At 54.1% G+C, this 21,591-nt stretch carries 18 protein-coding genes; 9 read left to right on the plus strand and 9 right to left on the minus strand.

Going from position 1 to position 21,591, the window contains the following annotated elements:
- Positions 1–111: 111 nt before the first annotated feature.
- The 5 genes from AUQ41_RS18735 to AUQ41_RS18755 form a co-directional block, all read right to left on the minus strand.
- On the minus strand, positions 112–1,983 hold the full coding sequence (locus AUQ41_RS18735; protein ID WP_008890832.1) for an SLC13 family permease: 1,872 nt from the start codon (positions 1,981–1,983) through the stop codon (positions 112–114).
- A 265-nt stretch (positions 1,984–2,248) separates the two neighbouring features.
- A complete protein-coding gene (locus tag AUQ41_RS18740; RefSeq protein WP_063089913.1) occupies positions 2,249–3,073 on the minus strand; it encodes a PhzF family phenazine biosynthesis protein in 825 nt (274 codons plus the stop codon).
- A gap of 78 nt (positions 3,074–3,151) precedes the next feature.
- Complete coding sequence (locus AUQ41_RS18745) at positions 3,152–4,582, minus strand: pyridoxal-dependent decarboxylase (protein WP_063089915.1); 1,431 nt, start codon at positions 4,580–4,582, stop codon at positions 3,152–3,154.
- Positions 4,579–5,541 (minus strand): threonine dehydratase, encoded by a 963-nt coding sequence (locus tag AUQ41_RS18750; RefSeq protein WP_063089918.1) that lies wholly within the window; start codon positions 5,539–5,541, stop codon positions 4,579–4,581. The genes AUQ41_RS18745 and AUQ41_RS18750 overlap by 4 nt, the downstream gene beginning before the upstream one ends.
- Before the next feature lie 130 nt (positions 5,542–5,671).
- On the minus strand, positions 5,672–5,935 hold the full coding sequence (locus tag AUQ41_RS18755) for a DUF1127 domain-containing protein (RefSeq protein WP_063090148.1): 264 nt from the start codon (positions 5,933–5,935) through the stop codon (positions 5,672–5,674).
- A gap of 79 nt (positions 5,936–6,014) precedes the next feature.
- Here AUQ41_RS18755 and AUQ41_RS18760 point away from each other — a divergent pair, with 79 nt between their 5' ends.
- The 3 genes from AUQ41_RS18760 to AUQ41_RS18770 all read left to right on the plus strand — a co-directional run bounded on the left by AUQ41_RS18760 (position 6,015) and on the right by AUQ41_RS18770 (position 10,830).
- Positions 6,015–7,481, plus strand: a complete 1,467-nt coding sequence (locus AUQ41_RS18760; protein WP_063089920.1) for a PLP-dependent aminotransferase family protein — start codon at positions 6,015–6,017, stop codon at positions 7,479–7,481.
- A gap of 182 nt (positions 7,482–7,663) precedes the next feature.
- A complete protein-coding gene (locus tag AUQ41_RS18765) occupies positions 7,664–10,048 on the plus strand; it encodes an ATP-binding protein (protein WP_063089922.1) in 2,385 nt (794 codons plus the stop codon).
- Positions 10,049–10,050: 2 nt separating this feature from the next.
- Positions 10,051–10,830, plus strand: coding sequence for an SPOR domain-containing protein (locus AUQ41_RS18770; RefSeq protein ID WP_063089924.1), 780 nt, complete (start codon positions 10,051–10,053; stop codon positions 10,828–10,830).
- A gap of 8 nt (positions 10,831–10,838) precedes the next feature.
- Here AUQ41_RS18770 and AUQ41_RS18775 read toward each other — a convergent pair whose 3' ends face one another.
- A complete protein-coding gene (locus AUQ41_RS18775) occupies positions 10,839–11,147 on the minus strand; it encodes a DUF5818 domain-containing protein (RefSeq protein ID WP_008890840.1) in 309 nt (102 codons plus the stop codon).
- A gap of 146 nt (positions 11,148–11,293) precedes the next feature.
- Here AUQ41_RS18775 and AUQ41_RS18780 point away from each other — a divergent pair, with 146 nt between their 5' ends.
- Positions 11,294–11,998 carry a GGDEF domain-containing protein gene (locus AUQ41_RS18780; RefSeq protein WP_063089926.1) on the plus strand — a complete coding sequence of 235 codons (705 nt, stop codon included), beginning with the start codon at positions 11,294–11,296 and terminating at the stop codon, positions 11,996–11,998.
- 34 nt (positions 11,999–12,032) lie between these two features.
- Here AUQ41_RS18780 and AUQ41_RS18785 read toward each other — a convergent pair whose 3' ends face one another.
- Positions 12,033–13,379 carry an FAD-dependent oxidoreductase gene (locus tag AUQ41_RS18785; protein WP_232308463.1) on the minus strand — a complete coding sequence of 449 codons (1,347 nt, stop codon included), beginning with the start codon at positions 13,377–13,379 and terminating at the stop codon, positions 12,033–12,035.
- Between the two features lie 370 nt (positions 13,380–13,749).
- Between AUQ41_RS18785 and AUQ41_RS18790 the strand changes: the two genes are divergently transcribed.
- From AUQ41_RS18790 to AUQ41_RS18800, 3 genes are read left to right on the plus strand one after another with little or no spacing between them, the layout of a single operon-like run.
- Positions 13,750–15,618: an EAL domain-containing protein gene (locus AUQ41_RS18790; protein ID WP_063089928.1), complete on the plus strand. Its 1,869-nt coding sequence runs from the start codon at positions 13,750–13,752 to the stop codon at positions 15,616–15,618.
- Positions 15,615–17,351: a diguanylate cyclase domain-containing protein gene (locus AUQ41_RS18795; RefSeq protein WP_063089930.1), complete on the plus strand. Its 1,737-nt coding sequence runs from the start codon at positions 15,615–15,617 to the stop codon at positions 17,349–17,351. Before AUQ41_RS18790 ends, AUQ41_RS18795 begins: the two co-directional genes overlap by 4 nt.
- Before the next feature lie 12 nt (positions 17,352–17,363).
- Positions 17,364–18,758, plus strand: a complete 1,395-nt coding sequence (locus AUQ41_RS18800; protein WP_063089931.1) for a DUF2336 domain-containing protein — start codon at positions 17,364–17,366, stop codon at positions 18,756–18,758.
- Between the two features lie 34 nt (positions 18,759–18,792).
- On the opposite strand, the gene AUQ41_RS18805 is transcribed toward AUQ41_RS18800, so the two are convergent.
- A complete protein-coding gene (locus tag AUQ41_RS18805) occupies positions 18,793–19,284 on the minus strand; it encodes a GNAT family N-acetyltransferase (RefSeq protein ID WP_063089934.1) in 492 nt (163 codons plus the stop codon).
- 41 nt (positions 19,285–19,325) lie between these two features.
- A complete protein-coding gene (locus AUQ41_RS18810; RefSeq protein ID WP_063089936.1) occupies positions 19,326–19,577 on the minus strand; it encodes a sulfurtransferase TusA family protein in 252 nt (83 codons plus the stop codon).
- Positions 19,578–19,697: 120 nt separating this feature from the next.
- Between AUQ41_RS18810 and AUQ41_RS18815 the strand changes: the two genes are divergently transcribed.
- The gene (locus AUQ41_RS18815; protein WP_008890848.1) at positions 19,698–20,621 is read left to right on the plus strand and encodes a sulfite exporter TauE/SafE family protein; all 924 of its coding nucleotides are present in this window, start codon (positions 19,698–19,700) and stop codon (positions 20,619–20,621) included.
- Positions 20,621–21,388 carry a TIGR02186 family protein gene (locus AUQ41_RS18820; RefSeq protein WP_063089938.1) on the plus strand — a complete coding sequence of 256 codons (768 nt, stop codon included), beginning with the start codon at positions 20,621–20,623 and terminating at the stop codon, positions 21,386–21,388. The genes AUQ41_RS18815 and AUQ41_RS18820 overlap by 1 nt, the downstream gene beginning before the upstream one ends.
- Positions 21,389–21,591 lie beyond the last annotated feature (203 nt).

Genomic DNA, 21,591 nt, shown 5'->3' on the forward strand with positions numbered 1-21,591 from the left:
GATCCTATTGCCCCAAAGGCAAAAGTCAAACGCCTTCCACACAGACATGGCAGCCATTTTTGCATGGCTGAAACGAACCGCTGCCAACATTCATTCTTTGGTTTATGCCCCTTAGAACGGGATGTCGTAATACCAAGGCGCAAACAGGCTGAACGCAATCCAAAGAATGATTATCAGCGGCGTCCCTGCCTTCAGGAAGTCAATAAACCGATAGTGTCCCGGCCCCATGACAAGAAGGTTGGTTTGATACCCCACTGGCGACGCAAACGAACAGTTGGCCGCCATCACCACCGCAATCGCAAAAACATGTGGCTCCACGCCAAGTTGCTGCGCCATGCCAATGCCGATGGGCGTAAAAAGAACCGCACAGGCATTGTTGGACAAAACGTTGGTAAAGCCCGCCACAATCAGGAAGAACAGCGACAGAATAACTGGTGCGGGCGCCCCGCGGGTTGCCGCCAACAACTGATCCGCAACGAATTCCGCGCCGCCAGTCAATTGCAACGCATTACCAAGCGCTAGTGCAGCGGCAACAAGCAAAACAATCTTGCGATCAATTGCACGCGATGCCTGACGCAAATTAAGCGCGCCGGATGCAATCATCAATCCGGCACCAATAAAGCTTGAAACCATGATCGGCACGACACCGGTTGCCGCAAGCGCAATCACGCCCAGGAAAATGGCCGCAGCCCGACGCGCATGGAATGGACGGGGCAAGGTTCTGGTCGACCATTCCAGCAACACAACGTCGCGGATGGTGCGAAGGGCCTCGACATCCTCTGATCGTCCCTGCACCAGCAAAACGTCCCCGGCCTCAAGCCGGATTTCAGTCATCTGGCTTCGGATCATGCGCGAACGACGCTGGATCCCAAGTACAAGGCACTTGTACTGATAGCGGAAACCGATCTGCTCAAGGTTAAAGCCAATCAGGCGCGACCCCGGCGGCAACATGACTTCGGCCAACAACTGCGTGGATTTCTGCGGGGTTTCGTCACCGTCTGCACCAACGGCAGCGGCATCTGAATGCAACAATCCCGGATCCTTTTGCAGGGCCTCGGTCAGTGCCTTGCGGGTGGCTGCCACGACCAGAACGTCGCCCGCCTGAATTTCCATATCGTCTTCAAACGGCGGCAGTTCAGCATGTTCGCGCCGCACTATCATCTGAACGGTGATATTTGGCAGGTTCTTGAAGAACCCGGCCACCGGCTTGGTGCCAATCATGTTTGCCGCAGGCCCAACCGTGATCTGGGCAATGAACTGCTTGCCGCTGCTATCGGGATTGGCAAGCTTGCTGCGCATGGATGCCAAGGCCGGAAGCAGGCGCGGCGCAATCAACAGGACATAGACGAAGCCGGTCAGGGCAAGCACGCTGCCAATCGTTGTGAATTCAAAGAATTCAAGCCCCGGCATGCCGAGTTCGATCAGGGAACTTGATACCAGAAGGTTGGTCGATGAACCGATCAGGGTCGTCATACCGCCAAGGATCGCCGCATAGGAAAGCGGGATCATCAATGCCGATGGGGAACGTTCAATACGCTCGGCAAGTGCCTGAATAATCGGGATAAAGATAACAACAACCGGCGTATTGTTCAGGAAGGCCGACAATACCATCACCACGAACAACCCGACGAAAATCGCAATCGAGGCATTCTTTCCGCCATGTTCGGTAATCAGACCGGCGATGTAACTGACACCCCCGGTCAGGACCATCCCCTGCCCGACAACCAGTAAGGACAACACCGTCAGCAAGGCCGGGTTGGCAAAGCCCGACATGACCGTGGCAGGCCCCATCAGGTTTTCACCATCCGCATCAAGCAGCGGGAAAAAATCAAAGAAAAGCAAAAGCGTTGCGATAAGAGCAATACTGGTCAGTTCGAGCGAGATGCGCTCCAACCCATACAGAACAAGCGATCCGGCAACGAGTGCTAGGACCACCCACATCTGCATCGGCGTTGCAGAACTGGCAACAACACTTTCGAGCACGATAAACTTTCCCCTGTAAAGCCTGCATTCTTGCGGTTATCGCGCACCTTTGCACCGGCGAGATCTGTCCACAATCGTTTCATTTTGCCTTTTACTTAGACGAAAGCCCTATAGCCCGGTCAATAAAAAACAAAGCAAATCAGTTCGAATGCGGATTAGTCGGTAGAATACCTCTGACAGAATGCAGGCCCCTTGAACAAGGAAAGGCGGGCAAATACCAGATTGCCCGCCCTTTTGAATTCATTGCCCGACACCGCCAGGCCAATCACGTCGGAACCGTGATTTCCCCTTTGAGATACTGCACGGCTTCGCCCTTGAGATGCACACGGTCACCGTCGATTTTGCAGGCAACCACACCACCGCGCGCGGACGCCTGATATCCGACAACATCGACCTGCCCCAGTTTTTCTGCCCAATAGGGCCCAACGACACATTGCATATAACCGGTGACCGGATCTTCATTGATGCCAAGTGCTGGCAGGAAATAACGTGAAATCATATCAAGTCCGGTTTTATCGCCGGGTGCCGTCACAATCACACCGCGCCCTGCCAATTTGCCCAACGCCGACATATCCGGGCGCAAATTTCGCACAATGGCAGCGTCATCATAGACAATCACAATATCCGTATCGCGGCTTACCACGCCAAATGTCTCGGCGGGCTTAACTCCGCCAAGGGCTTCAAGCACCTCCTCAGAGACAGGTTCACGCTTGATCGGTTGTTTCGGGAAGTTCAGGACAATCGCATCACCTTCGCGCCGGGCGGTCAAAACGCCGCTTTGGCTTTGCAACTTGATCAGATCGCCCTCAAAACCAAGCCGATTGAAAATCACAAATGCACTTGCAAGCGTCGCGTGGCCACACAGCGGCACCTCGACGGTCGGCGTAAACCAACGAATATGGAAATCGGCCTCGTCACCCGCACTTGGCACGAAAAAGGCCGTTTCCGAGAGATTGTTTTCCATTGCGATTTTTTGCAGCACGTCATCAGGCAACCAATCTGACAAGGGCACAACCGCCGCCGGGTTGCCGGCAAACAAAACATCGGTGAAGGCATCGATCTGATAGATCGGCAGGGTTTGGGTCGTCATCGTCTTATCCTGAACTCGGCACATGTTTGATGTACAAGTCGATACATCGTGTGGGTTATCGATGATTTGGGTTCGCCTTTACAAGGCCGTTTGAATGGCCTGCTTGACGACCACAAGATCTTCGTCGCGGGTCCGCCAATTGCTGAATGCCGCGCGGAATCCGAAACGACCGCCGTAAACCGTTGGTGTCAGGAAAACCTTGCCGGTCTCATTGATACGTTGGAGCAATGCCCGATTCTCGTCATCGGTTCCACGCGATGCGAACATTGTCACATTGAGTTTGGGTTCACGCAGTAGTTCGAGCTTCTCATGGGTTCGAATCCACGCGGCCAAGTTTGCCGCCTGATCACAGTTTGCCCGGATGATGGATGCAATTCCGTCGCGACCATAAGCCGTCATCGCCATCCAAAGCGGCAACGCGCGGAACCGTCTGGAATTTTCGACCCCGCGATTGATGTAGCTATTCCCGTCCGCCTTGGTATCGAGATACGGCGCGAAGGCGCGACAGCATGTCTCCAGCACCGAAATATGCCGGGTCAGGAAGATCCCGCAATCATACGGGACATTGAGCCACTTGTGCCCGTCTGATGTGATGGAGTCCGCGCGCGCTATTCCCTTGGTAAGGTACGCATGACGATCATCCAGGGCTGCGAAAAAGCCAAACGCGGCATCGACATGAAGCCATGCACCAAAGTCCCTGCACAAATCGGCAATCGCATCAAGTTGATCGAAATCTGTTGCGTTCACGGTTCCGGCCGACGCAATAACGATCTTGGCGCGTGCATCACTGGCCACAAGCTTGGCCTTGAGGTCTGCAATATCAGTTTCTTCCGATCCCGGTTTGGTTGCGACCTTGGTAAAGCTGTTACGACCAATGCCGGCAATCGACAAATCCTTGATCATGCTGGCGTGCGGACTCGCGGCAAAAATCTCAAGATCTGGCAAAACGCTTGCACCATCGGCATCGACATTCACACCAATCTGTTCACCACACCACTGGCGGGCCGCAACCAGACCCAAAAGGTTTGATACAGTTGCACCGGTCGTCAAGACACCATCAAACGTATCTGACGGCACACCACCCAGTTCACACAACCAGTTGATGACCTGTTCTTCAACCGCGGCATTGACCGACCCTTCCGGTCCGGTGGCGTTCTGATCAATTGCACTGACAAGCCAATCGCCAACAAGGGCGGCCGGCGTCGTGCCACCGGTAACAAATCCAAGATAACGGGGACCAATTGATGCGGCGAGCAGCGGCAGAATTTCTTCCTTCGCTGCCCGCAACGCATCAAGCGCACCGCGTCCCTGCCCCGGCATGGGGCGCGAGGGGTCAAAGGCAGAGAAATCGCGGCAGGTTACATCCATGTTATCCGCACCCTGAATAAAGCTGTGCGCGACATCACCTGTTTCCACAAGAATGCGGCCAAGTTTTTCAAGGTCATCAAACATGAGATGACGTTCATCAACAGTGGGGCTGTCATCAGAACGATTTAAAATGCTGTTCATTTGTTTTCTCCTGAAAGGATGCGCGCAAAGTCGGCGCGATCAATGTTCGCCCCGGTCAACACAACAGCAACCTTCTTGCCAATATTGCTTTCGCGCTGTGCAATCGCAGCCGCCAGCGGCACGGCGCCTGCCCCCTCGGCAATAGTGTGACACGAACTGAAATAAAGGCGCATGGCATCTGCGATCTGTTCATCATCGACAGCAACAATGTCCGCAGCACCGCTTTTAATGATCTCAAACGCGCCCGGATCGGGGCTACGACAGGCAACCCCGTCGGCGAATGTATTGGCCGTTGGTGTCTGGATGATTTCACCGGCCATGAATGATTGACGTATGGCATCCGCACCCGTTGCGACCACACCAATAATTTCGGTTTTAAAACCCAGTGCATCACGCACCGTGATCAGCGAACAAATCCCGGATCCCATGCCAACCGGCACATAGATACGATCCAGACCGGAAATAGCGTCAAAAAGCTCCAACCCATAGGACGCCACACCACGCACAAGTTCCCGATGGAACGGCGGGACCATTACAAGGTCTTCCTTGGTGGCAAGTGCCTTGGCGTATTCGGCTGCCTCCTGGAAGTCATGACCATGTTCAATCACCTCTGCCCCCCAGGCCCGCATTGCGGCGTTCTTTTCAACGGAATTGCCATGCGGGACGATGATGGTCGCAGGCATGCCAAAACGGCTGGCCGCATGGGCAAGGCTTTGACCATGGTTGCCCCGTGTCGCCGAGATAATCCCGCGGTTCACATCAACCGACTTTCCGAGATAACGACAAAAAGTCAGCCCGCCCCGGATTTTGAACGCACCAAGTCGGGTGTGGTTTTCGTGTTTGACATACAGGGACAATCCGGTCGCACGATCAAGCAGCGGCCACTGAATTGTCGGCGTCGGCGCAACATATTGATGCACAAAATCCGCAGCCTCGCGCAACTCACGCGTATTAAACATTGTATTGTATCCCTGATAGATCAAAATCGTGACAATTTGCGTTTACAGCAGATTCCCGCCGAACGGAGGCACAATGGGAGCAAAGTGCCTCCGTCAAACGCGGCGGTGGCGAGCCGCGCCGGGGGAAACCTTACAGGAACGGCTTTGACAGTTCCTGTTCGATATCTGATCGGGTCAACCCGACATCCTTAAGCATATGATCATCAAGCCTTTGCAAAGCGTGACGATCGCGCGAATGCGCCTGCAGACGGGCAAGATATTCAGCCGCAGAGATCATCACACCAATGATCGCGGCACGCCAGGTCACAGGCTGCTTGGCCTGTTTAGAGGTGCTTGCTGTGCGCTCAGTGACATTGATGCCAGGAAGCTGAATTGTATCGTTACAATTTACCATTTCCATCTCCTTTCGGTGAATTGTCTCGATATTGTTTTGTCATTGACATTGTCATTGTGTCAATTTAAACATTGTCACCATGACAATATGGCTCCCGAAACTTGATGAGGCTGGTGGTCCTGTTTATCGACAGATCGCGCAAGCCATTCGCAAAGCAGTCAAAGACGGCTCTCTCAAACCCGGAGACCGACTGCCCACCCATCGCGATCTCGCCTATCAACTTGGCGTCACGGTCGGCACAATTACCCGCTCCTACCGCGAGGCGGAAAGATTGGGGCTGGTGGCTGGTGAAGTTGGCCGCGGAACCTATGTGCTCGACAATATCCAGTCGGAACTTGATATGGCGGCCACCGCTCCGATTCCGATGGCATTTACCAACAACCTCACCCAGCTGGCTCGATCGACCGGCTCTGCGCCATCGACGAACTCCCAGTCAAACGAGACCGAAGATACCGGACCGATCAATTTCAGGATGAACTGCCCCCTCCCGCCAAGGGAAGGCCGCATTCGCGAGACCCTGATTGAGGTTGCGACTACCATGTCGACGGACGATATGGTGCCGTACAAATCGGAATATGGCGTTGCCCATCAGCGTGAAGCATTGGCTTTTTCCGCCGGAAGACTGGGGCTGGATGACAATCCGGAACGCGTTTTACCAACGGCCGGCGTGCAACATGGCATGACGGTCTCGCTGCTGGCGACAGTGCGCCCCGGCGATCTTGTCCTGTGCGAGGAACTCACCTATCCCAACCTGCGCAGCCTTGCCAATTTGTTGCAGTTCCGTCTGCGTGGTGTGGCCATGGACGACGACGGCATCATGCCTGACGCGCTGGAAAACATGTGTCGCACACAAAGCCCGCGTGCGATTTATCTGATGCCGACGCTGCACAACCCGCTGTGCGGCACCATGAGCCAGAAGCGCCGCATCGAAATTGCCGAAATCCTGCGTAAATATGATCTGACATTGATCGAAGACGGCATTTACCACTTCCTTGACCCCGATGCCCCACCCCCGCTGTCTTGCTTTGCACCGGAACGCAGCATTTATCTGGATGGCGTATCAAAAAGCATCGGTGGTGGTTTGCGTGTCGGTTATATCCATGCACCGGGCGAAATGATCGGCAAACTTGCCAGTGCAATCCGGTCCACTTGCTGGATGGTTTCAACCATCAACCTTGAACTTGTCACACGCATGATCATGGATGGCAGCCTTGCCCAGTTCGAGGCATGGCATCGCGAAGAAGCGGCCAAACGTCTGGCGATCGTGCTTGGCACACTCAAGGGTTACGATATCCGTTTCCACCCGACCAACTATCACATCTGGCTGGAACTTCCCGAACATATCGACACCAGTGAACTGGTGATGGATGCGGCCAACAACGGTGTTCTTCTGACCGCGGCACAGCAATTCGCAGTTGGCCACGTGCCAAGGGGTATGCGCCTATGCTTCGGTGCAGAGCGATCCCCCGAAAGATTGCGCCGCGGCGTGCAAATCGTCGACCGACTGCTTCAGAGCAGTGATTTTGGCAATTCTGTCGTCATGTAACGCAAGGTTTTTCTTGTGCATGTTGACCGTGGAATTTTCAGGCGAAGTCACGGTTCTTACTGGCATTTCAATTATTTCCGCACGCAACGCTTGACCGCGTGATTGCGTTGCTTCCAAGATATGTTGCGGGGGCAAGAAGCCCCTGCTTGATACCTTGATCTTGGGCAGCAGAAAGTCAGCAGATGCCAGTTTCCCGCCTTGACGCAGATGATTGCGGTTTCCCGCATTTCCGTATTCGCAGCCCACACAAAGACCAACAGCCGAAAATATTTGATTTTTCATCGCATTACCGCGCGGCAGAGGCTCTTAAATTCGGACTTTCGATGTCCGAACCCGGTTTCAACATTTTTGTTCTTGGCCTTGATCGCGCTGGCCGCATGACGGCGACACTTGATTACCTCAACAAGGCCATGGAAGAACGCGAAGCCCCCGATGATTGGGTCTATCTGAACAATTTTTCGCGCACCAATCGGCCGCGCCCCTATGCCCTTCCGGCTGGTCAGGGCCAAAAACTTTTGGCGGCGATGGAAACGCTGATCACGCATCTGCGCGAAGCTTTCGCCTCAGCCTTCAACGCCCCGGCCCACCTGACCGAGACCCAAACCCAGACCGAAGAAGCGCGTGCGCAGCTTCGCGAAAAGTTCGATGCGTTGCGTGAATACGCCCGTGAACGCGGTCTGGATGTTCAGGAAAACGAAAAAGGCGTGATGATTGTCGCGCTGAACGAGGAAGGCGAACCGGTTTCCCTTGATGAAATTCCCAAGGATCGCCGCAATGAGGCCGAAGACGCGTTTGAGGACGTCGCCGAAGAAGCCCGCAAAACACTGCTTTCCACACGCGACCTCGAAGAACAGATCGCCGATACGCTTGATAGTCTGCGACGCGGGGCAGCAAAGGTTGTTCTGAAACCGCGCATCAAGAAACTGCGCGACAAATTCACAAGCCCTGGCCTCAAGGCATGGTTCGACGCGCTTGAAAAAGACATTCTCGACAATATCGACGCGTTCGAGGAAGCCAGCGACCAACCCGCCATCGAAAGCGGGGATGGCAAGATCCCGGAAACCGTCGATGATCGTTATGCCGTCAACCTGCTGATTGATCATTCGCGCGACAATCACCCCGATGTCGTGCTTGAACCGAGCCCAAGCTACGACAACCTGTTTGGGCAAATTCAGTACCGCCCGATGGGTGGCGGCATGCATCCGCATTTCAGCCTGATCAAGCCGGGCGCCCTTCATCGCGCCAATGGCGGCGTTCTTGTTTTGCGTGCGGAAAGCCTTCTGGAACACGAAGAATGCTGGGGCTTTTTGAAAGCAGCCCTTCGTGACCGTGAAATTCGTATCGAGGAAACCCACAAGGGCGGCCCACCGACCGCAGGTGCACCGGAACCGCGCCCGATCCCGCTTGACCTCAAGGTGGTTATCGTCGGCGCGCCGAAGTTTTATTATACCTTCTTCTCGCTGGATGTGGATTTCAGAAACCACTTCCGGGTCAAGGCAGATATTGATGCCGACATGCCAGCGGCTGGTCGCAACATTTCGATCTATACCGGGCTTCTGCGGGCATCCGCCCTGTCACGCTCCGGCATCCCGGTTGATAATGGTGCGATCCGACAGTTGCTTGGTCAGGCGGCGCGTTGGGCAGGCGAACGTGACAAGCTGACAGCCCAGATTGAACGGGTCGAAGATGTCGCGATTGAGGCCGGCGCACTCAGCAAGGCCGAAGGCCGCGAAACCATCCGTGCCGCCGATGTCCGACGTGCGATCGAGGAACGCCGCCATCGCAACTCACGCCTTGAAGACCGATCCCACGAACGGGTCCAAAGGCGCGAAATCCTGATCGACAGCTTTGGCAGCGTGGTTGGTCAAGTCAACGCACTGACGGTTCTCGATTATGGCGATCATGCATTTGGCCTGCCAGCACGCGTATCGGCACGGTCATATGTCGGTAGCCTCGGCGTTCTAAACATCGAACGCATGGTCGATATGTCTGGCCCATTGCAGCAAAAGTCTGTGATGATCATCGAAGGCTTCCTGAAATCACGCTTTGCGCAGGATTTCCCGCTCTCATTCGCCTGTAACGTTACGTTCGAACAGAACTATGGCGGGATCGAAGGGGACTCTGCGTCGATGGCGGAACTTTGTGCCATCATTTCCGCTGTTTCCAACATCCCGATGCGCCAGAATGTAGGCATTACGGGGTCGATGAACCAGTTTGGCCAGGCACAACCGGTCGGGGGTATTTCCCACAAGATCGAAGGTTTCTATCGCATTTGCGCTGATCAGGGTTTTACCGGTGATCAGGGCGTAATTATTCCCTCGGCCAATGCGGAAAACGTTGTCCTGCGCGAAGAAGTCGTTCAGGCCATTCGCCAGGGCAAGTTCAACATCTGGACGGTGGAACACATCAATGATGCGATTGAGCTTCTGACCGGGATGGCAACAGGTGACCGGACAGATGGTCAATATGCGCCAGACACAGTCTACGGCAAAGCCATGGAACGCCTGCGCAACAATGATCAGATTTTGCGCGAACGCCATGCATATGGTCCGCGCACGGAGATGTAGGAATGGCGAAACCACCCCACGCATATCCAACCCCTGCGACACAGTTTTCGCAGGCGATTGGCTTTGCCGGAATGTGGGGTGGCTTTCCTTTTTCGGGCATCTTTGCTGCGGCACTAATGGCCGCCATGATCTTTAATATCGGTGCAGTGGCACAATCGCTTGCGCCTGAAACAGGACCAACCGGGATCGATATCATCCCGAAAGATTTGCCTGCCCGCGCATCAAGTGTGCGATCAGGCAATCAGCCTCTAAGCCTCCTGCCCGGGACAATTCCAACTGAAACCCGGCTTGAGGAAGAAATCGAAATCCCCTCCTTGGCAGATCAGTATCAACGGACGATCAACGGTAAACCACCAATCCGTTCGGTCCAACCAGTCCGTCAAAGGACACCAAAGCCCACGGAAACTCGGATTACCCCGGCGCCTTCACCAACTTCGCCTGCGACTCAGACCACACAGCCCGCTGTGACCGTGCAACGCACGACGGCATCTGATCTTGTTGAAACAGCAACGCCTGTACCGACAGCCAGCGGTGGTGGTTTCCGAATACAGCTTGGCGCCTTTCGCGACACATTTACCGCTGAAACCTATTGGGCAAGCTTTAGCATCCGCTATCCGGAACTGGCCAAATCGCACGAAAAAAAAATCGTATCCGCCGATCTCGGCAGTCAGGGCATCTACCACCGGCTGCAGCTTGCAGGATTTGAAGACTCCGAGTCTGCGCAAAAACAATGCCGCCAGCTGAAAGCTGACGGCACGGATTGTTTTGCAACTGCGCGCTAGACAAAGGCTCAGTCAGCAGGTGCAAGCAGGACAATCTTGTCAACGATCAGGGTTGTTGCCTCGGTACAGGTTGTCATCAGTGCCAGATGGCCGGTGATGCGCACCTTGTCGCCCGGGCGCAGCCTGCTTGCCTTATTGGCGAGTGCATAAAGTGTCCCGTCTTCGGCACGGAACGTAACGCATTCTTGCCCCTGATCGGTGATTTCACCACCAACCGTAAAGTTCTCTTTTTGCAGGAACGAACACCCTGCCAACGCCAGAGCCACGCCCGCAACAGCGATTTTTCGCGCCAATCCGGCCCCAAAAAGGTACTTCATCCGTCGTGCTCCTTTGCGTGATCGACAGTGCTTCGTCACAAATACGCTTCATGTGCGTTAATGTTCTTGTAACGCCATGAAAGATAGAATGGTTCCACCCCTTTTAAGGGTTTCGGTATCCAATGTCATTGAGAACAAGACGCCCAATGGAAAAGTCGCAGATAGATTTGTTGATAGAGCTTGCTGCTGATTTTCAGCATCAGACGGCAATCAACAATCGCGCGACCGAAGAAACAGACGAAAGCGAACAACGTAGTGCGCTTTCGACATTGGTTGATCTTGCCCGTGACATGCAAACCCGCCTTGATCAGCAGCAAAACCGAATCAGACAGCTTGAACTCATGGTCGAAACTGATGAGTTGACAGGGCTTTATAACCGCCGCGGCTTCATGAAGCGCACGCGGGAGGCAATCTCGCGCGCGTCACGAACCGACGAACGCGGCATTCTGGTCATTGCCGATCTTGATGGTTTCAAACAAATCAATGACATGCACGGGCATGCTGCGGGGGACGCCGTCCTTCGGCACTTTGGCCAGAACCTGCGCACGCACACCCGGTCTGATGATTTTGTTGCCCGCTTTGGCGGCGACGAATTTGCCATCCTGATGACCGGCAGTGATCCTGCCGCAGCGGCAAAACGGATTGTGCAGCTTCAGAACGCGACCGAGCGATTCCCGCTGATATGGCAGGGCAAGGCTCTGTCGATCAGGGCAAGTTTCGGTCACGCATCATTTGGCGCAAAATGCGATATTGCCGATTTGATCCGCGAAGCAGATGAAGCCATGTATGATCAGAAGCACAGCCGCCGCGAGGCAAACGAGCCCCGCAAAGCCGATCATAACGCAGCCTGATATCCGGTAAGACAGGACAGGCTGTCGGTTTCCCTTAACCTTCCTCGTCGATTATATACTCTGCTGCGCGCAGACCGGTCATGAACGCCCCATGGGTTGTACCGGCATAGTCAAAGATTGTGTGTTCACCAGCCAAGATCAATCGATCTGAAATCGGCTCTCCGAGATCGTCAAAATCAGATTTTCGGTTACCCGGACGCGGAAAAGCATATGCGCCAAGTGTGAATGGATCGGTGGCCCAGTGGGTTGCCAGAACATCAATCGGCTCTGTCACGTCATCTTCCCAGACTGTCCGCAGCACATCGAGTGCATCTTCAACCATTTCCGCATCCGTCATACGATCAGCGGTCAGTGCATAATCCCCGACACTCAGCCCTAGCAGGATATTCTCATCTGAAAACGTTCGGTAACTCAGCCAATAGTTCCACCGCCCTTTCGGCTCGGTTGTGATGCCGAAATACTGGGTTTCGATATCCCAGAACGGTTCCTCGAACTTCAGCGCGAGTTTGGTCACACTGCCAAAGCCGAGATTTTCGATGGAATCGCGATAGCTGCCGGGAAGTTCGGGCGTAAACTGGATATTGTTGGCTTTCAGAACACCGAGTGGAACCGAACAAATGCAATAGTCAGCCTCGAAAGTTCCCTGATCGGTGGTGATCACCACTCCCTCATCGGCACTGTAATCAATTGCCGAAACCACATGGGAAAGCTTGATATCAAGCCCCTCTTTCAGAGGATTTAAAATCTCGTCATAGCCGGATGTGACGACGACATCCGCACCGTCAAATGCCTCATCCCAGTTAAATAGGGGCGCTGACAATTTTTCGATCGCCCCACCCTTTGAAAATTCGGTAAAGGCAGAAAACGCCCACATGATCCCCGGATCATCAAGATACGCCGGACGATAGTCCTTGATCGCCTGCAAAAGACTGCGCGGGTCATTGACCTCATAGGTGCCGTCGATGTGTTCAAGAACCCCTTCCCAGGCATCGACAATTCTCTCGACCTCATCCTCATCATATTCATAGCCGTTGATGTCAAAGAACACTGCGTTCTCATCGTCGGTGACGGCATATTGGGCATTAACCGCATCGGCGAGTTGCTTGGTCGGGTTGTCCGACGACGGACCGTGGATCCATCCAGCACCGACTTCAAACGGTGCGCCCATAGACCAGTCTGTTAGAAGACGACCACCGGTATGGTCCTTTGCCTCAAGCACGGTCACTGTGGCCCCGTGTTTACGCAACAAATTCGCCGCACCGAGCCCGGCAATACCTGCACCGACCACAACCACAGAAACATTTTCCAGCGCATGGGCGCTTTTGACGGCAAATTTTGATGCAAAGGCGACAGCCCCGCTTGCCATCAGGACAGACTTCATAAATCGGCGGCGGTTGATGTTTCGGCTTAACACAGCGACCTCACTAAGCTGATGATGCAGTTTCCCGGACAGAAGGTGGAAGGCGCAGAAAACTGTCCAATTCAGAGTTGATAGAACAATCGAAAAAACATCAAGCCTCAATGTCTCCGACGGCATTCCGGTGAAAGTCAGTGTCGCTCGACTGTCGCTTAGAATTGATCGACACTCAGCCCCTTGCGACGTGTCAGAAATCGATCTTTTGAAGCCGGAATGTTTTTTTGCCATATCAAGTGCAAATCCTTCATATCCTTTGTAAGATCGCTATTTATGAGAGACAGGCAAAGCTGCGGCTTAGAAAAACAAACAGGCGGCTTACGATGACGGGTCGAAAATGACAGACAGCACCGGCCACTCGGCGGAAACGAATGACCAAGACCTTCTGGCAGCCATGGCATTCTGCTGGGCTGACATGCTTCTTGAGGTCGATGAGAACGGCTATATTCTGTTTGTCGCAGGCGCGACCGAGAGCCTTCTGGGATGCACGCCTGACCGCCTGATCGGCGAAGCCTTCGAGAAAATTGTTGTTAAGTCTGAACGTCCTTTGCTGCGCGCCTATCTTCACGGCGGCACTGGGCTGAAACGCCTTGAAGAGCTTGATCTTGATTTCCAGCTTTGCGAGTCCGATGGCAAACCGGTTCAGGAAGCTGTGCCGCTCTCACTCAGCGGCTACATGATCGCCGACCCTTCAAGCCGCTATTACATCGCAGCCCGCCACCGCGCCATTCGTCCTCGGGCCAGATCGGGCATTGACCGTATCATTTTGCAGAATGCCGTCATTCGCCAGAACATGAACGCCGAAACCAGCCAGACCGGTTCGGTTGGTGATCTTTCAAGCATGAACTACCATAACGAAGCCTTGGTCGTGCTCGAAAACCTGGCTGCTTCGCGCTCACAGGCGGAAACGGCCGCAACCAATGAATTGGCCCGTCTGATCGGAATTGGCGCCAAGCAATTCAATGCCAGTGTGGTTAAGGATCAGGAACAGTCACGACGACCGCACAAAATTCATCCGGTTGACGAACCGATGATCGAACTCGAACGCCGTATCGTGGCCTATGCCAGTGCGCTCCGCGCTGACCTTGAGGAAATTGATAAAACCACCTCGGCCGAGAATCTCAGCGGATTGATGTCGTTGACCAACACCTCGGGCGTTAACGGCAAAAATACCAAAAAGTCCAAAACAGCGGAACTGTTTGGCAATGACTATGAAAGTGCTCGGAACATCCATCATTTCGATACCGAGAATGCCGAAAGTGACCGGGACACCAACCTGACACGGGCGGTTGCCTATGCGCTCAACCGGATGCAGCGCAAGGCACAGAATGACGTCACCGCCGCCCGCCTTTCGGCAAGCCTGCCGCACCTGATCAACGAAACATTGAAGTCGGTGCGTGCCTTCCGCGAGATTGTGGAAAATGGGTCCTTTGCCGTTGCATTGCAGCCGATTGTCCATCTTGGCAATCGGGAAATGCATCATTTCGAAGCATTGGCGCGCTTTAACATCGGCGACAGCACGTTGGCTGTTGACCAGATCATTCATTTCGCCGAAGGAACCGGACTGATTACCGAGTTTGATTTGGCAATGTGCAGCAAGGTTCTTGATCACCTGCGCGACAATCCTGACAGCATCCCCTACCCGGTTGCCGTCAATCTTTCCGGCCACTCGCTTGAACAGGCCGGTTTCATGCCGGCCCTGATCGAACTGCTTGGCGACTATGACATCCCTTCGGAACAAGTCCTTTTCGAAGTTACCGAAACGTCACGTATTCGTGGATTGACCGATGTGAATAACGGGTTGCAGATGCTGCGCGCCCGTGGTCATGCCATCTGTCTTGATGACTTTGGTGCCGGGGCAGCCAACTTCGAATATTTGAGTGCGCTTGATGTCGACATTATCAAGTTTGATGGCGGGGCGATGAGAACTGCGCTTGCCAATCCCAAAGGGCGCGCATTTCTTAAGGCGACCGCCCTGCTTTGTCGTGACCTTGGTATTCATACAATCGCCGAAATGATCCACGATCAGGCCAGTTACGAACTGGTATGTGATCTGGGTATCGACTATGGTCAAGGCTATCATCTTGGGCCGCCAATCACGATTGGCAGCGAAGACGATTATCACAAGACCAATCTCGCCAGCTCAAATAGTAGTGCCGACACCGACGATCAGAACGCGTCGACCACAACAGGAGGACGCGCATGACTTCCCGTCATCCGGTGGATCCGCAAAACCAGAATACAAACTTTGCAGACGATCTGACAAACTACGATGCCGACGTGTTTACCCTTGACCCCAAAGTCATGGCCGAGGCCGAGGCCCCCGTCATTGTGATGGACGCAAAGGGTGTGCCGCTATTTGCCAACAAAAATGCTGTCGGTTTTGCCAATGGCATTCGTGACGGCCTGTTCCCAGAAATCTATCAACTGATCCGACGCGCCCTGACCACACCAGGCGGCGTGGTTGAACTGATGACCTTTGAAGTCCAGCGCGGTACGGCGACACTGGAGTTGACCGCCCTTCCGACCACAAAGAACGAGGTCATGATCCTGCCGCGTGATGTCAGCATGGACCGGAACTTGCGTGAAGCCCTGATCGACTCACGCCAGCGCTATCGCGATATTGTGGAAGTTTCATCCGCCTTTGCCTGGGAAACGGATGAAACGGGCAAATTCATCTTTGTCTCCCCGCGCGGGGCACTTGGATACCGTGCAGATGACATTGTCGGACGGTTCCCGGGGAAATTCCTGCTTGATACTGCCGATCAGGACAGCGAACACGTATTTCGCAGCCAGAAGGCCGTGCGTGATGTCCCGGTTTGGTTCCGGCGTTCGAACGGACGCGATGCGTGCCTGTCTGTTTCATCGACGCCCGTCTATTCGCGCGAAGGGGTCTGGATCGGCACACGTGGTCTTGCCCACGACATTACCGAACAGCGCCGCCGCGAAAGCGAAGTCGCAACCGCCCGAAATCGTGACCGCCTGATGACCTATATCGTGCGCACCATGCGTGATGAAATTGATCCGCTTATGGTGCTGAAGGGCGCATCCGAAGCCAGCACGCGTGCATTGGCCTGTTCCCATTGCGTTATTTTCAAACGCAATGATGAAACCGGCGACCTTGAACTGGCGGCCGGCGATGCAGACAAGACGGCCAACGAGATCGCCCACCAGGCGCTTCATCAGATGCAGAAAACGAATGAAACGTTTGATGCCCATGTCGGGAATTACCGGCTCATTGGTCTTAGCTGCCATTATCATCAGCGCAATAATGGCGCTGTGATCTTTATGTTTGATGCTGATCACCCGGAACCAACCGACGGCGAACGTGCCATCATGACCGAGGTTGCCGATCAGGTCGGTATCGCCATTGAACAGGCCATCCAGCATGAACGCATTCTGACGCTTTCGCGTACCGATGGCATGACCGGTCTTCTGAACCGTCGCGCGTTCTTTGAGGAACTTAAACGTCGTCACAGTCGCCTGCGCCGTGAAAATGCGCCTGCGGCATTGATGTATGTCGATATGGACAACTTCAAACTGGTCAATGATATCCATGGCCATCAGGCTGGCGACGACGCCATTCTTACGCTAACGCAAGTGTTACTTGATAATGTGCGCCCATCTGATCTTGTAGCCCGCCTTGGTGGCGACGAATTTGTTCTGTGGTTGGAAGGTGCTGATATTCCTGCCGCGTCGGCACGCGCCAAGACCCTGATGAAGGAAAGTGCCGTTCTTGGAAAATATTCCGGGGATGCCGAACATCCGCTGGGCATTTCCGTAGGTATTGCGGTTCACGAACCTGATTCAAAAGAAACGCTTGAACAACTTGTGCAACGCGCAGATCAGACCATGTATCAGGTCAAGAAACTTGGCAAAGGCCGTTTTGGTATCGCTGCCGCGCCCGGGTCAAAAGACCCGGCAAAAATCGAAGTTTAGGAGGAATGCCCGATGAAGGGATTTTTGCAGCGGGTATTTACCAAGCGAAGCGAAACGCCAATCACCTATGACGAAGCCAAGGAAATGGCGGCAAGCCCGGATGCAGATGTTCGCGGCAAACTGGCACAGCGCCATGATACCCGCCCTGAAATCCTGTATTTCCTTGCCACTGACCACGATTCTTCCGTACGTCGTCACATTGCTGCCAACCAGGCAACGCCGGTTCAGGCCGATGTCCTTCTGACCGATGACAGCGATGACAGTGTCCGTGGCAGTCTGGCGGAAAAAATCGCGCATCTTTCCGCCGGTCTGACCGCCCATGAGACAGACAAACTGCGCCGCATGACTTACGAGGCGCTCGACAAGCTTGTCCGTGACCAGGCTGTTCACGTCCGCCAAGTGATCTCTGAAACACTCAAAGACATTGCCGACGCACCTCAGCCAATCATTCAGCAGCTTGCGCGCGACGCCGAAAGTGTCGTTTCTGGCCCGGTCTTGCAATATTCGCCGGTCCTGACCGAGGAAGACCTGCTTGAAATCATTGAAGGCAGCTCTGGTCGTGGTGCGCTCAGCTTTGTGTCGCGTCGCAGAAACGTTGGTGAAAAGCTTGCCGATGCCATTGCCGCAAGCAGTGACAAGGATGCGATTTCCCATCTGCTTGGCAACAAGTCTGCACAGATCCGCGAAGAAACGCTTGATCAACTGATTGATCGCGCACCGGATTACCCGGAGTGGCACGAACCGCTTGTCAAACGCCCAACCCTGACACCGACTGCGGCCGGAAAACTGGCGCGCTTTGTCGCCGAAAACCTGATCAGCGTGCTGGAACGCCGCAAAGACCTCAAGAAAGACCAGCTTGATGCGGTCCGCGAAGTCGTTCAGCGCCGTATCGCATCTGGCGAATTCGAGAAGCGCGACGACGTTGCGACCGATGCGAAAAAGATCAAAGCCGACAAGGAAAAAGCCAAGCCGTCCGACAAGGCAGAACCGAAGTCTGACAAAAAAGGCGTGGTTGCAGAAGACGGTGACGAAGAGGAAGGCGAACCTGCCTTTGAAAAGGCACTGGCCATGCATGCCAAGAAAAAGCTGACCGATCAGGAAGTGGCAAAGGCACTGGCCGCAAACGATGTCAAATTCGCCCGCGCATCGCTGGCAGTTCTGGCCGGAATCTCGCCCGACGCCGTGTCAAAGGTGCTGAACACCCATTCGGCAAAGGGTGTTGTGTCGCTTGCATGGAAGGCTGGCCTTCCAGCCGATCTTGCTGTGAAAATTCAGGTCAAGCTCGGCCATGTTCCGCCGAGCCAAACACTAAATCCCCGCAGCGGAAATCAGTATCCCCTAAGCGAGGATGACATGAATTGGCAACTTGAATTCTTTACCGGCATGGCGACCAGCGGCGCACGCTAAGGTGCACCGCTATCGGTCATTCCAACTGCTGGACCTATTTCAGGTTCGCCGGGCGTTCCATGCTGATGTGGGCTATACCATCTTCGTCATATTCATCGCCGAATTGCACGAAGCCGAGGCTTTCATAAAAACCTCGTAGATATAGCTGCCCGTTCAGATAGATCGGTTTGCCTTCAAACTGCTTTTCACAAACCTCAATCGCACGACGCATCACTTCGCGGCCAATGCCCTGCCCGCGCAAACGATCGCTGGTGACAACGCGGCCAATCGCAGGACGGTCACCTTGTTCTGCATGGTCGGGATCAATGCCCGGTGCAACGATACGGGCCGCAGCCAGAACATCGTCACCTTCATAGGCAACGATGTGCCTGCATCGCGGGTCAAGCCCGTCTATGTCGGGAAATATGCAGGTCTGCTCGATAATGAAAATCTGCTGGCGGAGCTTCAAAAGGCTGTGCACGTGGCGCGCGGACAGATCATCAAAATCACAATCCAGCCAAGTCAGATTAGGTGGGGTTGGCGACATTCAGGGAACTTTCATCGTGTGGGGCGCTTTAAAACCCGGTGTCAGGTACCGGATTTTTCAATGTGATAGATAAAAACATCTTCGTCCTGTTCAGACGAAATCAGGCGATTGCCGGTCATCTCGCAAAAGGCTTTCATATCGGCGACAGAACCGGGATCCGTCGCAAGGACTTGCAGAATCCCGCCATCCTTGACGTCACGCAGTGCTTTTTTTGCCTTCAGAACGGGCATCGGGCACATCAGTCCGCGCGCGTCAAGAATTGCATCATGGGGACCACTTGAAGATGTCGACATAAGAAACCTTATAAAAAATACGAAACCGGTCCGATATTGCGGCAATTGGCGATTGTTGCATTTGCACAATATGTTAGACTGAACCACAACAATCAATCAAACGCTGTTAGCCCGCCCGCGATGCAAATCTATCTCCCGATTGCCGAGATATCGGTAAATATATTTCTGATCTTGGGACTGGGCGGCGGGGTCGGCTTCTTGTCGGGTCTTTTTGGCGTTGGCGGCGGCTTTCTGATTACGCCGCTTTTGATTTTCTATGGTATTCCCCCGGCTGTATCCGTGGCAACTGCTGCGAACCAGATCGTCGCATCTTCTGTATCGGGTGTGTTCGCCCATTGGAAGCGCGGTAATGTCGACCTTAAAATGGGTCTGGTTCTTCTGGCAGGCGGTATTGTCGGGTCGACCGTCGGTGTCTGGGTGTTTGCCTGGTTGCGGTCACTTGGTCAGATCGATCTTGTCATTTCGCTCTGCTACGTGATCTTCCTTGGTATCATTGGCGGCATGATGCTATTTGAGGCCACGCGCGCCATTTTCCGTACCCGGCGTCGCGGCGGCCAAATCCGCAGATCCAAGAAACATCAACACAGCTTTATCCACGGCCTGCCCTTGAAGATGCGGTTTTATCGCTCCGGGCTTTATATCAGTGCCCTGTTGCCACTTGCCGTTGGCTTCTTTGTTGGCATGCTGACCGCATTGATGGGTGTTGGTGGTGGCTTTGTGATGGTGCCGGCCATGATCTATCTGTTGGGCATGCCGACCGGTGTTGTCATTGGCACATCGCTGTTTCAGATCATCTTTGTCACGGCCAACGTTACCTTCCTGCAATCGGTGCAAACCCAGACGGTTGATGTTGCACTTGCCATCCTGTTGCTGATTGGCGGCGTAATCGGCGCACAGTTTGGTGCGCAGTTTGGTTCCCGCCTCAAGGCGGAACATCTTCGTGCCCTGCTCGGCCTTTTGGTTTTGTCGGTCTGCCTGAAGCTTCTGTTTGATCTGGTGATTACACCAAGCGACCTTTATTCCGTTATGCCGGGGGATCTGTGATGACAGTACCCTCAGCCATTCGGGTCGCATTTATGATTACCTTGGCGCTGCCGTTCCTGACCATCGGGGCTGGCCCCAAAAAGGCATCGGCTGATCCGCTGGTTGTGGATTTATCCAACCATCTTGTCGCCATCACCACCGGCTTTACCGGCACCAATGTTTTGTTGTTTGGCGCGGTAGAGGAAGAAGGTGACGTCGTTGTTACCGTTCGCGGCCCAGACCAAGACATGGTGGTCCGAAAAAAAGAGCGTAAAGTTGGCATTTGGGTCAACAGCGAAAGCGCGCGCTATAAGAACGTGCCAGCCTATTATGCCAGCGCATCAAACCGCCCCATGGACATCATCGCATCCCCGGAAGTCTTGCTCGATTACCGCATTGGACTTCAAAATCAGCGCTTTATAGGCGAAAGCAAGCTGAGCGATGATGATCAGAAAGTCTATCGCGAGGCGCTGGTTCGCAATATGCAAGGTGCGGGTCTGTTTGGGGAACGCCCGGCCAAAATCAGTTTTCTGTCCAATCAGCTGTTTCGAACGGATATCCATTTTCCGGCCAATACCCCGACGGGAACCTACACCATCAATGTGTATCTGATCCGGGATGGCCGTGTTGCCAGCGTCAAAACCACGCCACTGGTTGTTTCAAAAACCGGCATCAGTGCCGAGGTTTATGAATTCGCCCATCGTTACTCGGCTCTTTACGGCATTATTGCCGTGATCATTGCCGTGGTTGCGGGCTGGATTGCCAGTGTCGTATTCCGCAAACGCTAACAGTGTGCGGGCCTGCTCACCCTCAAAACGCGCATTCCAGGTCCTTGCGACTTCGCAGCCGCAGCATTACCTCAATCAATAACGCAACGCATAAATCTTTGTCGCTATTACCAAAAATCACTTGGAAACCGGCATTGAGTTGCGGCACAATTTGACTGTCCGCTCGTAACAACAGTCCCACATCTGTTCAGTGCCGCAGCGGT

It is taken from the genome of Thalassospira sp. MCCC 1A02898, from assembly GCF_001618185.1.
Taxonomy (GTDB): Bacteria; Pseudomonadota; Alphaproteobacteria; order Rhodospirillales; family Thalassospiraceae; genus Thalassospira; species Thalassospira tepidiphila.